We start from the raw sequence: 18,481 nt of genomic DNA, 5'->3' as shown, positions 1-18,481 counted from the left end.
TGGAAAACGGGACGGCCCGCGCCGCCCTCCCGCACTCGAGGTGGTGATGACAGACAGAGCGATACGCAGCCAGGCCTGGGCCGGCGGTTCCGACGCACCGGAAAAGAGCGCCCTGGACATCGGTTTCATGGCGCTGACCGATTCGGCCTCGCTGATCGTGGCCGCCACCCAGGGCTTCGCCCAGCCCTACGGCCTCACGCTCAATCTCAGGCGCCAACCGTCCTGGGCCGCCTTGCGCGACAAGCTGCTCAGCGGCGAGCTGGATGCCGCGCAGTGCCTGTACGGGCTGGTCTACGGCGTCCAGCTCGGCCTCGGCGGCAGCGCGGCAAGCGAGATGGCGGTGCTCATGGGACTGTGCCAGAACGGCCAGGCGATCAATCTTTCCGAACCGCTGAAGCAGGCTGGCGTGACCAGTGCGGAGGCACTGCTCCGGCAGCGGCGCCAGAATGGTGCACGCCTGACCCTGGCGCAGACCTTTCCCACCGGTACCCACGCGCTCTGGCTGAACTACTGGCTGGCGAGCATCGGTCTGCATCCGCTGCACGACGTGCACAGCGTGGTGGTTCCACCGGCGCAGATGGTCGGCCATCTCCAGGCCGGGCGCATCGACGGGTTCTGCGCCGGCGGTCCCTGGGGCGCCCTGGCCGTGGACCAGGGCCAGGGCTTCACCATCGCCACCAGCCAGGCGATCTGGCCGGACCACCCGGAAAAGGTCCTCGGCACTACCCGCGCCTTCGTCGACGCCTACCCGAACACCGCCCGCGCGCTGGTCATGGCGGTCCTCGACGCCAGCCGCTTCATCGAACAGAACGCCGAGAACCGCCTGGGCACCGCGCAACTGATCAGCGGCCGCGACTATGTCGACGCTCCGCTCGGCGCGATCCAGCCGCGCTTCTTCGGCCGCTACCAGGACGGCCTCGGCAACGCCTGGCAGGACCCGCATCCGCTGCGTTTCTACGCCGACGGCGAAGTCAACCGGCCCTGGCTCTCGGATGGCATGTGGTTCATGACTCAATTCCGCCGCTGGGGCCTGCTGCGCGAAGACCCGGACTACCTGGGCATCGCCCGCAGGGTCCAGCAGACCGCGCTGTACCGCGATGCCGCGACGGCCCTTGGCCTGTGCCTGGACGGCGCCGACATGCGCCGCTCGACACTGATCGACGGGCGCACCTGGGACGGCAGCGACCCCGCCGGCTACGCCCGCAGCTTCCCGATCCACGCCCTGGCCGAAACCGGCCAGGGCATCGACCTCTGACCCTGGTGCGCCCGCCATGCTGCGTATCCTGCTGATCGACGACACGCCGAAGAAAGTCGGACGCCTCAGGGCCGCCCTGCTCGAGAGCGGTTTCGAAGTGGTGGACGAGTCGGGGCTGACCATCGACCTGCCGGCGCGCGTCGAAGCGCTGCGTCCCGACGTGATCCTGATCGACACGGAGTCTCCCGGCCGCGACGTGATGGAGCAGGTCTGCCTGGTCAGCCGCGACCAGCCGCGCCCGATCGTGATGTTCACCGACGAGCACGATCCGGGAGTGATGCGCCGCGCTATCCAGTCCGGGGTCAGCGCCTACATCGTCGAAGGCATCCAGGCCAGCCGCCTGCAACCGATCCTCGACGTGGCCATGGCGCGCTTCGAGAGCGACCAGGCGCTGCGCGCTCAACTGCAGGCGCGCGAGGCGCAGCTGGCCGAGCGCAAGCGCATCGAGCTGGCCAAGGGCCTGCTGATGAAGATGAAGCATTGCGGCGAAGAGGAGGCCTACACGCTGATGCGACGCCAGGCCATGAGCCGCCAGCAGAAGCTGATCCAGGTCGCCGAGCAGATCATCGCCATGCACGACATGCTCGGCGGCTGAATCCGGCTGGGCAGCTGGCGATCATATCGCCAGCCACCCTGCTGGCCCCCGGCGCAGAGCGGCGCGGCTATGCTCGTGCGCCCGGAACGGCCCTATCCGTTCTGGGAGCTACCCCCTCGCCACCCTCGACTAGCATGACCAGGGAGGCCCGCAGTGGACGCCCAGGGCTAGGAGCCGCAGGCGTCCGCCCGAACCGCACCGCCGACTCAGCGGTCAGGAGATGCTCAGCATGATCGATCTCAGCACTTGGAACCTTACCATTCCCACCGAACCCACCCCGCAGGTGATCACCACCCAGCAACTCAACAACGGCTACCAGAGCCGGTACTTCCAGCAAGGCAACGATGGCGGCCTGGTCTTCTGGGTGCCCATCGACGGCTCGCACACCGAGGACAGCACCTATCCTCGCACCGAACTGCGCGAAACCCAGGCCGACGGCAGCCTCGACAACTGGTACTACTGGCAGGCCGACAACGAATTGCGGGTGACCATGAGCGTCGAGAAGGTCCCCTCGAAGAACAAGGTGATCATCGGCCAGATCCACAGCAAGTCGCCACAGACCGACGACGGCGAACCTCTGGTGAAGCTGCAGTACTACTACAAGCCCGAGGAAGGCCTCGGCCGGGTCGAGGCGCTGGTACGCAACCACCCGGACGATTCCTATAGCCGCAACGTGTCGATCCTCGAGCAGGTACGCCTGGGCGAGCGCTTCAACTACAGCCTGCGCGTCACCTCCAGCGGCGAGTTGGCGGTGCGCGCGCGCAGCCAGGACGGCGAAGAGGACGCCTACTACCAGACCCTCGGCAGCGCCTGGAACGACCAGTTGCTCTATTTCAAGGCCGGCGCCTACGTGAACGACAACGCCGGCGACAGCGGCGAAGGCAGCCGCGTGACCATCTACCACCTGAACACCGCCCATCGCTGAACCGCCGACGGCGCACGGACGCGCCGCCCCAGCCCTGTGCAAGCCCCCGACGCCTGCCACCGCGGCGTGCACGCCCGACGCCATGGTTGTCCCTGCAACCGCTCTACGCCGCGCTTTCGACAACTTGGCAAAGAGCTTGCTACGTCCTGCCAGACGGTAGCCAACGGCGGTTACCCATCCCCGACAAAGACGTCGCGCGGCCTCTCCTTCCCGGCAGAGGCCCGTGGCGTCTTCGTCGTTTCGCCCCAGCGTCGGGGCGGGTGGGTGGTCCGCTGTCGGACGCTCACCTTGTAGCGATGCAACTTCCGCCGGGCGGCCGTTCCGCCCCGATTCCGCTGGATACGAGGTGTTCGATGAACAACAGCTTCTGGAAGGCCGGCCATGCGCCGACCCTGTTCGCGGCGTTTCTCTATTTCGACCTGAGCTTCATGGTCTGGTACGTGCTCGGCCCGCTGGGGGTGCAGATTGCCGGCGACCTGCAACTGAGCACCCAGCAGCGCGCGATGATGGTCGCCACGCCGATCCTCGCCGGCGCCGTACTGCGCTTCCTGCTCGGCCTGCTGGCCGATCGCTGGTCGCCGAAGAGCGCCGGCATCCTCGCCCAGGTCATCGTCATCGCCGCCCTCGCGGCCGCCTGGCTGCTGGGCGTGAACAGCTATGCGCAGGCACTGCTGCTGGGGTTGTTCCTCGGCTTCGCCGGGGCATCCTTCGCCGTGGCCCTGCCGCTCGCATCGCAATGGTACCCGCCGCAACACCAGGGCAAGGCCATGGGCATCGCCGGCGCGGGCAACTCCGGCACCGTGCTCGCCGCCCTCTTCGCCCCCGGCCTGGCCGCCGCGTTCGGCTGGAACAACGTGTTCGGCTTCGCCCTGCTGCCGCTCGTCCTGACCCTCCTGGTGTTCGCCATGGTCGCGCGCAACGCCCCGCAGCGGCCGGCGCCCAAGGCCATGGGCGATTACCTGAAAGCCCTCGGCGACCGCGACAGCTGGTGGTTCATGTTCTTCTACAGCGTCACCTTCGGCGGCTTCCTCGGCCTGGCCAGCACCCTGCCCGGCTATTTCCACGACCAGTACGGCCTGAACCCGGTGACCGCCGGCTACTACACCGCCGCCTGCGTCTTCGCCGGCAGCCTGATGCGCCCGCTCGGTGGCGCCCTCGCCGATCGCATCGGCGGCATCCGCAGCCTGCTGATGGTGTACACCCTGGCCGCCATCTGCATCGCCGCGGTCGGTTTCCACTTGTCCAGCTCGATGGCCGCCCTCGGCCTGTTCGTGGTCGCCATGCTCAGTCTCGGTGCCGGCAATGGCGCGGTGTTCCAGTTGGTACCGCAGCGCTTCCACAAGGAAATCGGCGTGATGACCGGGCTGATCGGCATGGCCGGCGGCATCGGCGGCTTCTGCCTGACTGCCGGCCTCGGCGCGATCAAGCAAAGCACCGGCGACTACCAGCTCGGCCTGTGGCTGTTCGCCAGTCTCGGCGTGCTGGCCTGGTTCGGCCTCCACGGGGTGAAGCGGCGCTGGCGCACCACCTGGGGCTCGGCCGCGGTCACCGCCGCGCGGGTCTGAGCGTGGGGCTGCGACTGAGCATTGGCGAGGCCAGCGCCTGCGGGCCTCGCACGGAAAACCAGGATGCGCTGCGGGTGGTCACCCCGGCGCCGGCCCTGGCCGCCAGCAAGGGACACCTGCTGGCCATCGCCGACGGTGTCAGCCAGTGCGCCGATGGCGGCCTGGCGGCGCGCAGCAGCCTGCAAGCGCTGGCCCTGGATTACTATGCGACTCCGGAAACCTGGGCCATCGTGCAATCCCTGGACCGCCTGCTGCTGGCGCAGAACCGCTGGCTACAGGCCAACGGCGGCGGCCAGCCGCTGCTCACCACCCTCACCGCCCTGGTGCTGCGCGGCACCCGCTACACCCTGGCCCACGTCGGCGATTGCCGGGCCTACCTGTGGCGCGACGGCGAGTTGCTCCGGCAGACCAGCGACCACGTCTGGGAACAGCCGCACATGCAACACGTGCTGACCCGCGCCCTGGGACTGGACCAGCATCTGGTGGTCGACTATCTGGAAGGCGATCTGGAGCCCGGCAGCCAGTGGCTACTGGTCAGCGACGGCGTCTGGGCGACGCTGGGCGACAGCGGCATCCGCAGCATCCTGCGCAACGCCGAGGAGCCGCAGCGCAGCGCCGAGGCCCTGGTTCGCGCCGCCCACCTGGCAGGCAGCCAGGACAACGCCAGCGCCCTGCTGGTACGCGTGGAAGCCGTGCCCGCAGGCAGCCTCGGCGACGCCCTCGCGCAACTGGGCCACTGGCCACTGCCGCCGCCGCTGAAGCCCGGCCAGCTCTTCGAAGGCTGGCGGGTCCGGCACTTGCTCGGCGAATCCCGCCAGTCCCTGCTCTACCGGGTCGAGGATGGCCAGGGCCAACCCTGGCTGCTGAAGACCCTTCCCGCCGCACGTGCCGACGATCCGCTGGCAACCCAGGCCCTGCTGCTCGAGGAATGGTTCCTGCGCCGCGTCCAGGGCCGGCATTTCCCCGAGCTGCACGGATTGGCGCAGCGCCAGCATCTGTATTACCTGATGCGCGAGCACCCTGGAGAGACTCTCGCCGAGCGCTTGCGCAACCATGGTCCGCTGTCGCTGCCGGAGTGGCTGGGGCTGGCCAACCAGCTGCTGCGCGGGCTTGGCCAGTTGCATAGACGCAATCTGCTGCACCGCGACCTCAAGCCGGAAAATCTCCACCTCGGCCGCGACGGCGAGCTGCGCCTGCTGGATTTCGGTCTGGCCTGGTGTCCGGGATTGTCGCGCGAAGACCCCCATCTGCTACCGGGTACGCCCAGCTACCTGGCGCCGGAGTGCTTCTCCGGCACCTCGCCCTCGGTGCGCCAGGATCTCTACGCCACCGGCGTCTGCCTCTACCAGGCGCTGACCGGGCGCTATCCCTATGGCGAGATCGAAGCCTTCCAGCACCCGCGCTTCGGTCGCCCCGTCCCGCCCAGCCGCTATCGCCCCGACCTGCCGGCCTGGATCGACGACCTGCTGCTGCGCGCCGTCGCCTGCGACCCCGCACAGCGCTTCGAGACCGCCGAGGAATGGCTGCTCTCGCTGCAACAGGGAGAAGCGTTGCCGGCCGCGGCAACCCGCCCATTGCTGGAGCGCGAACCGCTGCAGACCTGGCGCGCCATCGCCCTGCTGTCCCTGGCCGCCAACCTGGCGCTACTCCTGATCTGGCTGAAGGGCTGAGAGGCACCAGCCCGGTGCGATACGCCCCGGCACGGGGCAGAAAGACCGCGGGGAGGCCCCGCGTTATCCCTGCAAGGCCATGGAGATAGGCAATAGCGCAAGTTGGCACGGCGCCTGCTTGGGTTCTCCCGACAATCGACAACAAAGCGCCTGCCTCAACGACGAGGCGGCGTTTCCCGACCGAACGGGACCTGGACAAAGGCGTCCTGCTGGCAACAGCGGGACGCCTTTTTTGTTTGCGCCAACCTTATGCAGGAGCTCCTCCGCATGAAGAAGATCAAGCTGGTGATGGTCGGCAACGGCATGGCCGGGGTCCGTACCCTGGAAGAACTGCTCAAGCTCAACTCGGACTTCTACGACATCACGGTGTTCGGCGCTGAGCCCCATCCCAACTACAACCGCATCCTGCTGTCCCCGGTGCTGGCCGGCGAGCAGACCTTCGAGGAAATCGTCCTCAACGACCTCAACTGGTATGCGGAAAACGGCATCAAGCTCCTCCTCGACCGCAAGGTGGTGCAGATCGACCGGCTTCGCCGCAGGGTGGTCGCCGCGGACGGCAGCGAGGCCGAGTACGACCGCCTGCTGCTGGCCACCGGCTCGCTCCCCTTCATCCTGCCGATACCCGGCAATCGCCTGCAGGGCGTGATCGGCTACCGCGACATCGCCGACACCCAGGCCATGATCGACTGCGCCCGGACCCACAGCCACGCGGTGGTGATCGGCGGCGGCCTGCTCGGCCTGGAGGCGGCCAACGGCCTCAAGCAACGCGGCATGGACGTGACCGTCGTGCACCTCTCCGACTGGCTGCTGGAACGCCAACTGGACCGCACCGCCGGCAAACTCCTGCAAGGCGCGCTGGAAGCCCGCGGCATCCGCTTCCGCCTGAACACCCAGACCCAGGAACTGATGGACAACGGCAGCGGCCGGGTCTGTGCCGTGCAGTTCAACGACGGCGACGTGATTCCCGCCGACCTGGTGGTAATGGCCGCCGGCATCCGCCCCAATACCGAGCTGGCCGAAAGCGCGGGCATCCCCTGCAACCGCGGCATCCTGGTCAACGACACCCTGCAGACCTACGACCCACGCATCTATGCGGTCGGCGAATGCGCCAACCACCGTGGCATCGCCTACGGCCTGGTTGCGCCGCTGTTCGAGCAGGCCAAGGTCTGCGCCAACCACCTGGCTCATCTCGGCTACGCCCGCTACCAGGGCTCGGTGACCTCGACCAAGCTCAAGGTGACCGGTATCGACCTGTTCTCCGCCGGCGACTTCATCGGCGGCGAAGGCAGCGAGACCATCACCCTTTCCGACCCCATCGGCGGCGTCTACAAGAAGCTGGTGATCAAGGACGATGTACTGGTCGGCGCCTGTCTCTACGGCGACACCGCCGACGGCGGCTGGTACTTCCGGCAGATCCGCGAGAACCACAACGTCGCGCAGATCCGCGACCACCTGATGTTCGGCGAGAACGCCCTCGGCGATGTCGGCCACCAGGGCCAGAACAGCGCCGCGAGCATGCCCGACACGGCCGAAGTATGCGGCTGCAACGGCGTCTGCAAGGGCACCATCGTCAAGGCCATACAAGAACACGGCCTGTTCAGCGTCGACGAAGTCAAGAAACACACCAAGGCCGCCAGCTCCTGCGGTTCCTGCGCGGGATTGGTGGAACAGATCCTGATCAGCACCGTCGGCGGCGCCGCCGACGTCAAGCCGAAGAGCGAGAAGGCCATCTGCGGCTGCAGCGACCTCAACCACGGGCAGATCCGCAAGGCCATTCGCGAACACCGGCTGACCAGTCTCGACGCCGCCATGCGCTTCATGGACTGGAAGACCCCGAACGGCTGTGCCACCTGCCGCCCGGCCCTGAACTACTACCTGATCTCGACCTGGCCGGGAGAAGCCAAGGACGATCCGCAGTCGCGCCTGATCAACGAACGCGCCCACGCCAACATCCAGAAGGACGGCACCTACTCGGTGGTACCGCGGATGTGGGGCGGCGTGACCAACGCCGCCGAGTTGCGGCGCATCGCCGACGTCGCCGACAAGTACCAGGTGCCGATGGTCAAGGTCACCGGTGGCCAGCGCATCGACCTGCTGGGGGTGAAGAAGGACGACCTGCCGGCCATCTGGAAAGACCTCGACATGCCCTCCGGACATGCCTACGGCAAATCCATCCGCACCGTGAAGACCTGCGTCGGCAGCGAGTTCTGCCGCTTCGGCACGCAAAACTCGACGCAGCTGGGCATCGATCTGGAACACGACCTGTTCAACATGTGGTCGCCGCACAAGGTCAAGCTGGCGGTCTCCGGCTGCCCGCGCAACTGCGCCGAGGCCGGGATCAAGGACGTCGGCATCATCGGCGTGGACTCCGGCTGGGAGATGTACATCGGCGGCAACGGCGGGATCAAGACCGAGGTCGCGGAGTTCTTCGTCAAGCTCAAGACCGCCGAAGAGGTGCGCGAATACAACGGCGCCTTCCTCCAGCTCTACCGCGAGGAAGCCTTCTACCTGGAGCGCACGGTGCATTACCTGCAGCGGGTCGGCATGGAGCACATCCGCAAGGCGGTGGTCGAGGACGCGGAAAACCGCAAGGCGCTCAACGACCGCCTGCAATTCGCCCTGTCCTTCGAGCAGGACCCATGGAAGCAGCGCATCGAACAGCCGCAATTGAAGAAGGAGTTCGAACGGATTCCGCTCAAGCAACTGGAAAACGTCTGAATCCCTTGTCCGGGCCGTCCCACGGCGGCCCTCCCCCTACCGGAGTGAACCGATGAACTGGCTGGATATCTGCGCCCTCGATGAAATCAACCCGCTGGGCTCGCGCGTGGTCGCCGGCCCGAAAGGCGACATCGCCATCTTCCGCGCCGCCGACGACCAGGTCTTCGCCCTCGATGACCGCTGCCCGCACAAGGGCGGCCCGCTGTCCCAGGGCCTGATCTACGGCAAGCGAGTGGCCTGTCCGTTGCACAACTGGCAGATCGAACTGGAGAGCGGCGAAGCCGTGGCCCCGGACCAGGGCTGCGCCCATCGCCACCCGGTGCGGGTGGAGAACGGGCGGGTGCTGCTCGGCCTGGACAGCGTGGCGCTGTGCGCCTGATCTCTCGCCGATAACAGGAGCCGAGCATGTCGACAGATTCCCCGCTGCGCACCACCGCTTCGACCTGCTGCTACTGCGGCGTGGGTTGTGGCGTCCTGATCGAACACGACGGCGAACGCATCCTCGGCGTGCAAGGCGATCCTCGGCACCCGGCCAACTTCGGCAGACTCTGCAGCAAAGGCGCCAGCCTGCACCTGACCGGCGACCTCCAGGCCCGCGCGCTGTACCCCCAACTGCGCCTCGGCAAGCAACTGGCGCGGGCTCGCAGCGACTGGGAGAGTGCCCTGGAACATGCCGCCGGGCGTTTCGCCGAGACCATTCGCGAACACGGGCCGGACAGCGTGGCCTTCTATATATCCGGCCAGTTGCTGACCGAGGACTACTACGCCTTCAACAAGCTGGCGCGGGCCCTGGTCGGCACCAACAACATCGACAGCAATTCACGCCTGTGCATGTCCTCGGCGGTAGTCGGCTACAAGCGCAGCCTGGGCGCCGACGCACCGCCCTGCAGCTACGAAGACCTCGACTGCGCCGACTGCGTGCTGATCGCCGGCAGCAACATGGCCTTCGCCCACCCGGTCCTGTTCCGACGCCTGGAGGCCGCCAAGGCCGCTCGGCCGGAGATGCGCATCGTCGTGATCGACCCGCGGTGCACCGACACCTGCGAGCTGGCCGACCTGCACCTGGCGCTGCTGCCCGGCACCGACGTCGCACTGTTCCACGGCATCCTGCATATCCTGCTCTGGGAGGACTGGATCGACCGTTCGTTCATCGCCGAGCATACCGAAGGTTTCGCCGACCTGAAGGAACTGGTGCGCGACTACACCCCGGCCGCCGTCGCCGACATCTGCGGCATCGACCGCGCCGACCTGCAGCGCTGCGCCGAATGGATCGGCCGTTCGCCGCGCTTCCTTTCGCTCTGGTGCATGGGGCTCAACCAGTCCAGCGCCGGCAGCGCCAAGAACAGCGCACTGATCAACCTGCACCTGGCCACCGGCAAGATCGGCCGCGCCGGATGCGGGCCGTTTTCCCTCACCGGCCAGCCGAACGCCATGGGCGGTCGCGAGACCGGCAGCCTGGCCAATCTGCTGCCCGGCCACCGCGAAGCCGCCGATCCCGGCCATCGCGCCGAAGTGGCACACTACTGGGGTGTGGAACAGTTGCCCACGTCCCCCGGTCTCAGCGCCATCGAGCTGTTCGATGCGGTCCACGACGGCCGGATCAAGGCGCTCTGGATCGCCTGTACCAACCCCGCGCAATCGCTGCCGGACCAGCGCAAGATCCACGAGGCCCTTGCCCGCTGTCCCTTCGTGGTGGTCCAGGAAGCCTTCGCCGGCACGGAAACCTGCCAATACGCCGACCTTTTGCTTCCAGCCGCATCCTGGGGAGAAAAGGAAGGCTCCGTGACCAATTCGGAACGGCGGATCAGTCATGTCCGTCGGGCCGTTCCGCCCCCCGGTGAAGCGCGCCAGGACTGGAACATCGTCTGCGACTTCGCGCGCCGCCTGGAAGGGCACCTGCGTCCCGCTAAACCCGGCCTGTTCGCCTTTGCCGACAGCCGCAGCCTGTTCGACGAATACAAGCTGCTTACCGCCGGCCGCGACCTTGATCTTTCCGGCCTCAGCTACGCACTGCTCGACCGCCTGGGGCCGCAGCAATGGCCATTTCCCACTGGCGCGGAGCAAGGCACCGCACGGCTCTATGCAGACGGCCGCTTCCCTACCGCCTCGGGACGCGCGCAACTGGTCGCCGAACCCTACCGCGCCGCCCAGGAAAAACGTGACGCGCGCTACCCGCTGACCCTCAATACCGGACGCTTGCGCGACCAGTGGCACGGCATGAGCCGGACCGGCACCTGCGCACGCCTGTTCGGCCATGAAGAGGAGGCCCTGGTGCACCTGCATCCCGAGGAACTGCGCCGCCGCCAACTGCGGGACGGGCAGCTCGTGCGCCTGAAGAGCCGGCGTGGCGCCCTGATCCTGCCGGTGAGTGCAGACGACTCGGTGCGCCCCGGCCAGGCCTTCCTGCCGATGCACTGGGGCGATCGCTTCCTCAAGGGCCTGGGCTGCAATGTCCTGACCCTGCCGGCGTTCGACCCCCTGTCGAAACAACCCGAACTCAAGCACGCCGGGGTTCAGGTCGAATCCGTCGAACTGCCCTGGCGCCTGTTCGCGCTGGTGGAAACCGATATCCAGGCGCGTTTCGAGGCCCTCCGTGCGCTGTGCGAAGTCTTCGACCACGCCAGCTTCAGTCTCGCCGGACGCGAGCGCCCCGCCCTGCTGGTCAGCGCCGCACACCATGAGGCACCTGGCGCAGACCTGCTGGAGCGGATAGATCGCCAACTCGAATTGCTCGACGGACCGATCCTCGCCTACGACGACCCACGGCGCGCCATCGGCAAGCGCGTGCGCCTCGAAGACGGGCGCATCGTCGCCGTCCGGCTCGCCGGCGAAACCCTCGCCCGCGACTGGTTGAAAGAACTCTGGCTTACCGGCCGGGCCGATAGCGAGCTACGCCGCTGGCTGCTCGCGCCACTCGGCGCGGCACCGGGACGCCCCAGCCAGGGTGCGGGCGGCAAGACCCTGTGCAGTTGCCAGAACGTCAGCCAGCACACGGTGCTCGGCGGCATCGCCCGCGGATTGGACCTGGACGGATTGAAGCGCGAGTTCGGCTGCGGCACCGGCTGCGGCTCCTGCGTACCGGAAATCAAGAGACTGCTGGCGGCCCCCGGCCCATGGCGGCGAATGCCTGAGGAGAACGACGATGAGCGGTAAGGTCTGGCTGGTGGGTGCGGGTCCCGGCGATCCGGAACTGTTGACCCTGAAGGCAGTTCGCGCCCTGCAGGACGCGGATGTGGTGATGGTCGACGATCTGGTCAACCCGAGCATACTGGAGCACTGTCCGTCCGCCCGGCTGGTCCGGGTCGGCAAACGCGGCGGCTGCCGCTCCACACCGCAGGACTTCATCCAGCGCCTGATGCTGCGGCATGCCCGCCAGGGACGCAGCGTGGTGCGCCTGAAAGGCGGCGATCCATGCATCTTCGGCCGCGCCGGCGAAGAAGCCGAATGGCTGGCCCGGCACGGGATAGACAGCGAGATAGTGAACGGCATCACCGCCGGGCTGGCTGGCGCCACTGCCTGCGGTATACCGCTGACCTACCGCGGCATCAGCCGCGGCGTGACCCTGGTGACCGCGCATACCCAGGACGACAGCCCGCTGGCCTGGGAAGCCCTGGCACGCAGCGGTACCACGCTGGTGGTCTACATGGGCGTCGCCCGACTCGCGGAGATCCAGGCCGGGCTGCTGGCTGGAGGCATGGCCGAGGATACGCCGCTGGCGATGATCGAGAACGCCACCCTGGGCAACCAGCGCGAATGCCGCAGCAACCTCGGCGAGCTACTGCGGGACGCCGGACGTTTCGCCTTGAAAAGCCCGGCGATCCTGGTGATCGGCGAAGTAACCCGCGACATCGTGTCGCAACCGATTTCCCTGAGCGCCTGACGAGCGGTCTTTTTCCAGGCAAAGAAAAACCCGGCCTGGGCCGGGTTTTTCCTTAGAGGCTCAGCCGATTACTTGGCTTCAGCTTCTACTTCGGCTTCAACGCGACGGTTGATAGCGCGGCCTTCAGCGGTGGCGTTGTCGGCAACCGGGCGGGACTCGCCGTAACCAACAGCGTTCACGCGACCACCTTCTACACCGTACTCGTTGACCAGTACGTCACGAACGGCGTTGGCACGACGCTCGGACAGCTTCTGGTTGTAAGCGTCGGTGCCGACGGAGTCGGTGTGACCTTCAACGGTGGTGGAAGTGGACGGGTACTGCTTCATGAAGTCAGCCAGGTTCTTGATGTCAGCGTAGCTGTTCTCTTTGACCTTGGACTTGTCGAAGTCGAACTTCACGTCCAGCTGTACGCGTACGACTTCGGCGACAGCCGGGCAGCCGTTGGCGTCAACGGTGACGTTGGCCGGGGTATCCGGGCACTTGTCGACGTTGTCGCAAACGCCGTCGTTGTCGGAGTCGGAGCAAACGTCGGCAACCGGTTCCGGAGCCGGAGCGGCTTTCGAACCACCGAAGTTGAAGCCGACGCCCAGGCCAGCCATCCACTCGCCCTGGTGACCGTTGTCACGCTTCTCCAGACCGTACTGGCCGTCGAGGCTGGCCTTGGCGAAGAAGTTCTCGGTGAAGTAGTACTTCAGACCAGCGCCGATGTTGGCCATGGTCATCTGCTGACGGCCTTGGCTGTCGCTGTTGATGTTGGTGATGTTCTGGTGAGCCAGACCAGCCGACACGTACGGACGCAGACCTACGCCCGGGGTACCGAAGTGGTAGATGGCGTCCAGGGAGGTCAGGTTGCCGTGGACCTTCTTGTTGCCGGTTTCGTAGGTGCCACGAACGTCATGGTACTCACCGTAGGACAGCGCCAGCTCGACGTCGTCGGTCAGGAAGTAACCGATCGAGCCGCCGTACAGGTCCGCGTTCTTCATGTTGCGAACGCTGTCGGTGAAGTAGCGCTTGCCGAAGGCTTCGATCTCTACCGAGTTCTGGCCCTGGGCAAAGGCGTTCATTGCCGAAGCGGCAACCAGCGAGCCGATGACAACGCCTAAGGTGTTCTTCAGTTTCATCCGTTAAATCCCCATCTTGATGGTCAGTTAGTTGTCCAACAATCAGCCGCACAACTTGGGTGGCAAGTTTATCAGAACTTCCCGCATAGAGAGACAATATTTACCCAACTATGTTTCGGTCGCATCTGAAAACTTTTCGCGCAGGCGGTCCAGTGCCCGCTTGTAGCGCATTTTCGTCGCACTCAGACCCATGTGCATGATATCCGCTATCTCCTGAAACTCCAGTTCCGCGACGAAGCGAAGAACCAGAATCTCCCGATCTATCGGATTGACATGGACGAGCCAACGATCCAATCCGCCCCGCTCCTCAACCTTCGGCGACTTCTCCTCGGAAGCCTCCTCCAGCGGGTCGAGGCTGAGCGCATCCATCAATCGGCGCTTGCGGCGCTCCTTGCGGTACTGCGTGATGCACTCGTTGTACGTGATGCTATATAGCCACGTTTTGAACTTCGACTTGCCCTCAAAGTTCTTCAACCCGTACAAAACTTTCAGCATCACCTCCTGGCACACGTCGTCCGCGTCGCGGTCGTTGCCCAGGTAGCGGGCACAGACGTTGAACAGCGTGCGCTGGTAACGCCGCATCAATTCTTCATAGGCGCGCGTCACGTGGAACAGCTCCGAGTGCGCACGCTGGACCAGCTCTTCATCGGAAAGCTGGCGTGGGTCATACCGCTGTGACAGGGGGTGAGGCTTATTCAAGTGAAATCAGGCCAGTCATATCGTAAGCCGGGCCGCCCTGCAGAGCAGCCACGTCCATTATCTCTCCCGGATCAGCGGCTGGTAACTCGCTGATCGAGCAGTAGACGGTTGGCCAGCGACACAAGCTCTCCCTCTTCCGTCAGCAGGATGGTCTTGACCGTACCTATCTCTTCAATAGTGCCTTCAACGTCACCCACTTTCACCTGTTGTCCGACCTGATACAGCTCGCGGACGTAGATTCCTGCAATGATCTGCCCGGCGACCTCGCGGCTGCCCAGGCCCAGGGCCAGCGCAGCGGCCAGGCCGACGGTGATCAGGACGATGGCGATGATGTAGTTGAGCAGGTCGGTCTTGACCTCGAGCTGCCCCACCGCCACCGAGATGCTGATGATGATGACCAGCCACTGGGCGATCCGCCCCAGGCCGTTCGCGTATTCGAGGCCGACGCCGTCCGCCGCGCCGCGCACGACGCTGTTCACCAGTTGCGCCAGGAGCACGCCGACGATCAGCACCAGGGCCGCGCCGAACACCTTGGGCAGGTACAGGGCGAGGACGTCCAGCGTGGCGGATACCCGCTGCAGGCCGAGCGACTCGGCGGCGGATACGAGGAAGACGAGCAGTACGAACCAGTAGACGATCTTGCCGACCAGCGTCGAGACCGGAACCTGGATGCCGACCCGGGCCAGCAGCTTGGTCAGGCCGGTGCCACCCATCAGCCGGTCCAGGCCCAGCTTGGCCAGCAGCTTGGAAAGCAGCGCATCGAGCAGCTTGGCGATGACGAAGCCGAGCAGAACGACCACCAGGGCGCCGAGCAGGTTGGGGATGAAGCCTGCCAGCTTGCCCCACAGGGTGTTCATCGCGGTCAGCAAGCTCTGGGTCCAGATATCGAATTGCATGTTCACTCAGCCTTGTCAGCAGAAGATGCGTTTTTCGCGGAAATACGGGAAACCGGCGCCAGATGCGGCGAACCGTTGTTGATGCCGATCATCAGCGCCTGCAGCCAGTGCCCCATCAGGCTGAACAGGTCACCGGCACCGACCTGGCGATTGGCGGTCTTCAGCACCCGTCCCAGACGCGCGTCGTCGTCCGGCTGGGGAGCCGAAGCCTTGAGCAGGTCCCGCAGGGACTCTTCGAACGGATCGTGCATGCGCACCTCATGTCTGTACGAGGGAGTGACGCCCTCTCCTCACTCCAGGTCACGTCAGAGCCAGCGCAGCCGACGAAATACCCACCACTGGAAGGTGGCGACCCCGCCGATCAGCAGGCAGGCCAGCCAGAACCCATGCGGTGCATCCGCCCCTGGAATGCCGCCGACATTGATTCCCAGCAGGCCGGTGACGAAGCTCATCGGCAGGAAAAAGCCGGTGATTATACCAAGGAGATACATGGTGCGGTTCATCCGTTCGGTGATTCGCCGCGACTCGGCTTCCTGCAGGACGCTGATGCGCTCCCGTATCAACTCGAGTTCTTCGAGATTCCGCGTCAGCCGGTTGTTCAGCTCGTTCCAGTAATCGGCGTCGTCCTCGACGAACCAGGACAGCTTGTAGCGCGCCAGTTGCGAGTAGATGTCCCGCTGCGGCGCCAGGTAGCGCCGCAACCCCGCCGACCGGCGGCGCAGGGTACGCAACTGGTGCTGGTCGGGACTGGCGCGCTCGTCCGCCTCGACCAGCTCCTCGACAGCATCGAGCTGGTCGGCTATCCCGCTGATCAGCGTGTCGACGCGATCGGTCAGGTAGTGCGCGAGGTAGTACACGACCTCGGATGCCGTCTTCGGCCCTTTCCCCGCCTCCAGGTCCTCGAGCAGATCGGCCACCGCCTTCAGCGGCCGCAGGCGCAGCGAGATCACCCGGCGCGCGTCGGCGAATACCCGCAGCGAAACCATGTCTTCCGGCTCCGCGCCCGGATTCAGGTTCACTCCACGGAGGAACACCAGCAGGCTTTCGGCCCCGAGATCGAGCAAACGGGGGCGGGTCGCCTCCTCCAGCAGCAGATCGCAGGCGAACTCGCTGAGCCCCGCGGAATCCCGCAGCCAGGCCTGCGCTTCCGGCACGCCGCGGTCCCAGTGCAGCCAAAGGCTTTCCTCCGGCAGCAGGTCGAGCACCGCTATCTGGTTGCGTCCGACACGGCGTCCGCCGCCGCGCCCGTTGAGGACGTAGCCATAGATCAGGCCGCGCTCGTCACCCGACTCGTACGCTTGCATTGCGCTTCCCTTGGTAAAACGACCATTTCGACAGTAAAAACACAAGTCCGGTACCAGTCAATTCATGGACTTGCGGCACAACCTTAAAGCCAGTCCTGAGACCCGTATGCGCACCCCGGGTTCATTCCAGCAAAAAGCCCCGGGACGCTGCCTGCGTCACCGGGGCCGGAACGGCTGTTAAAAAGCCCTATTCGGGCATCTTCAAGGCCTGCGGAGAAACGATGATGCCGTTGTTGTCGGCATACACGAACTCGCCGGGGCGGAAGGTGACGCCGCCGAAGGTCACGGCGACGTTCAGATCGCCGATGCCGCGCTTGTCGGTCTTCAGCGGATGACTGGCCAGGGCCTGGACGCCGAGGTCGGTCTGGGCGATCACGTCGACGTCACGGATGCAGCCATACACGACGATCCCTTCCCAGCCGTTCTTCGCCGCTTTCTCGGCCAGCATGTCGCCCAGCAGGGCGCGGCGCAGCGAACCACCGCCATCGACGACCAGGACCTTGCCCTTGCCGTCCTTGTCGACCTGCTCCTTGACCAACGAGTTGTCTTCGAAGCACTTGATGGTGACGATCTCGCCGCCGAAGGAGTCGCGGCCGCCGAAGTTGCTGAACATGGGTTCGACGACCTGGACCAGCTCAGGATAGGCATCGCACAGATCGGGAGTGACGTAATGCATGGGAAGCTCCTGTGGGTGAAGGGATCGGCTCGGGCAGCTCCGGAGGAACATCGGCCGCCCGCCCCGGCGGCGCCGGCGTGACCGGAGCCGCCATTTGCGTCACATGTTAGCCGCTGATTCCGGCTTCCGATACGTCTAGCGCCTCGCTCCACGCGGATTCGTCGCCCGCCGGCGATCGCTGGCGCAGCCAGCGCTCCACCAAGGGCCAGACCTCTAGCTGGGCCGCCTTGCCGATCAGCATCTCGATATGCCCGTAGTCCTCGGCGTAGCCAGCCTCGCGTCCGAGCAACAGGTATTCGCGCTCGGACGAGGCGAACTGCTCGAACAACTTGCGACAGGCCCAGGACGGGTCCTGCCGGTCCCCAGCCCCGGCGACCGCCAATAGCGGCACGTCGACCGCGGCGAGCCCCTTCCACCAGTCGTTGCCCGGCTCGCCGAAGCGGCCGAACAGCCCATGCCAACGCAGGACCTCCAGCGCCACGCCGACCGGCTCGTCTTCCGGGCCCTGCCGCCAACGGCTTCCGGATAGCGCGTCGACGCGGCGCAGCAGCAGGCGCGCGAGGATGCCTGCCATGGGCAACCTGAACAGCCAGTGCGCGGTGCTGACCTGGCTACCGAACAACGCCACGGAAGCGATCCGTGCCTGGTCCAGGTAGCCCCCGCCCAGCCCCGCCGCCAGCACCACCCCACCGAGGGAGTGGCCAATCCAGTGCGCCGGCTGCCCGCACTGCTCGTGGATGAAGGAGGCCAGCGCCGGCAGGTCGTAGCGCGCGTAGTCGGCGACCCGGTTGTCCCGGTAACCATCGTTGCGAATCGACAGGCCATGGCCGCGCATTTCCGGCAGCCAGACATCGAACCCCGCCCGCGCCAGGTAAGGACCTAGTCCGAGCGCACGCGGCGAGTACCAGAAGCGGCGGTTGGAAAAACTCCCGTGCAGGAGGATCACAGGCGGTCCGCGCCGCTCGCCGGCGGCCTGCTGTCCGAGCCGGGTTACGACCAGCTCGACGCTGGCATCGGGGCTGTTGCCGGGCTTCAGGCGATAGATGTCTTCGGTAAGGTCGGCGCGCAACTCGGCGCTGACCAGGGCGACAGGAAAGAGGCGACTACTGCTTTGCATGCTTGTCTTGTACAGGAGGCACGAAAAAGGGCGGTGTTACCCGCCCTTTCCGGATACAGC

At 66.0% G+C, this 18,481-nt stretch carries 15 protein-coding genes and 1 pseudogene; 9 read left to right on the top strand and 7 right to left on the bottom strand.

The genetic code is table 11. From position 1 onward, the window contains the following. Positions 1-46: 46 nt before the first annotated feature. From HMPREF1224_RS39650 to cobA, 9 genes and pseudogenes are all read left to right on the top strand, one after another. Positions 47-1,255, top strand: coding sequence for a CmpA/NrtA family ABC transporter substrate-binding protein (locus tag HMPREF1224_RS39650; RefSeq protein ID WP_010794041.1), 1,209 nt, complete (start codon positions 47-49; stop codon positions 1,253-1,255). 16 nt (positions 1,256-1,271) lie between these two features. Then, the gene (locus tag HMPREF1224_RS39645; RefSeq protein WP_003087868.1) at positions 1,272-1,850 is read left to right on the top strand and encodes an ANTAR domain-containing response regulator; all 579 of its coding nucleotides are present in this window, start codon (positions 1,272-1,274) and stop codon (positions 1,848-1,850) included. 229 nt (positions 1,851-2,079) lie between these two features. Beyond that, positions 2,080-2,775, top strand: coding sequence for a polysaccharide lyase family 7 protein (locus HMPREF1224_RS39640; protein WP_003087865.1), 696 nt, complete (start codon positions 2,080-2,082; stop codon positions 2,773-2,775). Positions 2,776-3,128: 353 nt separating this feature from the next. Further along, entirely contained in the window at positions 3,129-4,340 is a 1,212-nt protein-coding gene (locus tag HMPREF1224_RS39635) for a NarK family nitrate/nitrite MFS transporter (RefSeq protein WP_010794040.1), read from the top strand. A 74-nt stretch (positions 4,341-4,414) separates the two neighbouring features. Continuing rightward, a complete protein-coding gene (locus HMPREF1224_RS39630) occupies positions 4,415-6,010 on the top strand; it encodes a bifunctional protein-serine/threonine kinase/phosphatase (RefSeq protein WP_010794039.1) in 1,596 nt (531 codons plus the stop codon). Between the two features lie 267 nt (positions 6,011-6,277). Then, positions 6,278-8,728: a nitrite reductase large subunit NirB gene (nirB, locus tag HMPREF1224_RS39625; RefSeq protein WP_010794038.1), complete on the top strand. Its 2,451-nt coding sequence runs from the start codon at positions 6,278-6,280 to the stop codon at positions 8,726-8,728. A gap of 52 nt (positions 8,729-8,780) precedes the next feature. Continuing rightward, positions 8,781-9,107, top strand: a complete 327-nt coding sequence (gene nirD / locus HMPREF1224_RS39620) for a nitrite reductase small subunit NirD (RefSeq protein ID WP_003098054.1) — start codon at positions 8,781-8,783, stop codon at positions 9,105-9,107. 26 nt (positions 9,108-9,133) lie between these two features. Then, a pseudogene (locus HMPREF1224_RS39615) lies at positions 9,134-11,859 on the top strand (molybdopterin-dependent oxidoreductase). A gap of 11 nt (positions 11,860-11,870) precedes the next feature. Beyond that, positions 11,871-12,608, top strand: coding sequence for a uroporphyrinogen-III C-methyltransferase (gene cobA, locus HMPREF1224_RS39610; RefSeq protein ID WP_003087845.1), 738 nt, complete (start codon positions 11,871-11,873; stop codon positions 12,606-12,608). A 68-nt stretch (positions 12,609-12,676) separates the two neighbouring features. On the opposite strand, the gene oprF is transcribed toward cobA, so the two are convergent. The 7 genes from oprF to HMPREF1224_RS39575 all read right to left on the bottom strand — a co-directional run bounded on the left by oprF (position 12,677) and on the right by HMPREF1224_RS39575 (position 18,421). After that, on the bottom strand, positions 12,677-13,729 hold the full coding sequence (gene oprF / locus HMPREF1224_RS39605) for an outer membrane porin OprF (protein ID WP_003087843.1): 1,053 nt from the start codon (positions 13,727-13,729) through the stop codon (positions 12,677-12,679). A gap of 108 nt (positions 13,730-13,837) precedes the next feature. Beyond that, complete coding sequence (sigX, locus tag HMPREF1224_RS39600; RefSeq protein ID WP_019396284.1) at positions 13,838-14,428, bottom strand: RNA polymerase sigma factor SigX; 591 nt, start codon at positions 14,426-14,428, stop codon at positions 13,838-13,840. Between the two features lie 71 nt (positions 14,429-14,499). Then, positions 14,500-15,324 (bottom strand): mechanosensitive ion channel family protein, encoded by an 825-nt coding sequence (locus HMPREF1224_RS39595; RefSeq protein WP_003087830.1) that lies wholly within the window; start codon positions 15,322-15,324, stop codon positions 14,500-14,502. 2 nt (positions 15,325-15,326) lie between these two features. After that, a complete protein-coding gene (locus HMPREF1224_RS39590; protein WP_003120308.1) occupies positions 15,327-15,581 on the bottom strand; it encodes a hypothetical protein in 255 nt (84 codons plus the stop codon). Between the two features lie 48 nt (positions 15,582-15,629). After that, positions 15,630-16,628 carry a zinc transporter ZntB gene (locus HMPREF1224_RS39585; RefSeq protein WP_003098062.1) on the bottom strand — a complete coding sequence of 333 codons (999 nt, stop codon included), beginning with the start codon at positions 16,626-16,628 and terminating at the stop codon, positions 15,630-15,632. Between the two features lie 187 nt (positions 16,629-16,815). Continuing rightward, the gene (rraA, locus tag HMPREF1224_RS39580) at positions 16,816-17,304 is read right to left on the bottom strand and encodes a ribonuclease E activity regulator RraA (RefSeq protein ID WP_003087823.1); all 489 of its coding nucleotides are present in this window, start codon (positions 17,302-17,304) and stop codon (positions 16,816-16,818) included. 106 nt (positions 17,305-17,410) lie between these two features. Then, complete coding sequence (locus tag HMPREF1224_RS39575) at positions 17,411-18,421, bottom strand: alpha/beta fold hydrolase (RefSeq protein WP_003087820.1); 1,011 nt, start codon at positions 18,419-18,421, stop codon at positions 17,411-17,413. Positions 18,422-18,481: the final 60 nt, after the last annotated feature.

The organism is Pseudomonas sp. P179 (genome assembly GCF_000478485.2).
In the GTDB taxonomy this organism is placed as follows: Bacteria; Pseudomonadota; Gammaproteobacteria; order Pseudomonadales; family Pseudomonadaceae; genus Pseudomonas; species Pseudomonas aeruginosa.
Note: the sequence above shows the minus strand (reverse complement) of the source record. Positions and strands in the feature narration are given on the sequence as shown.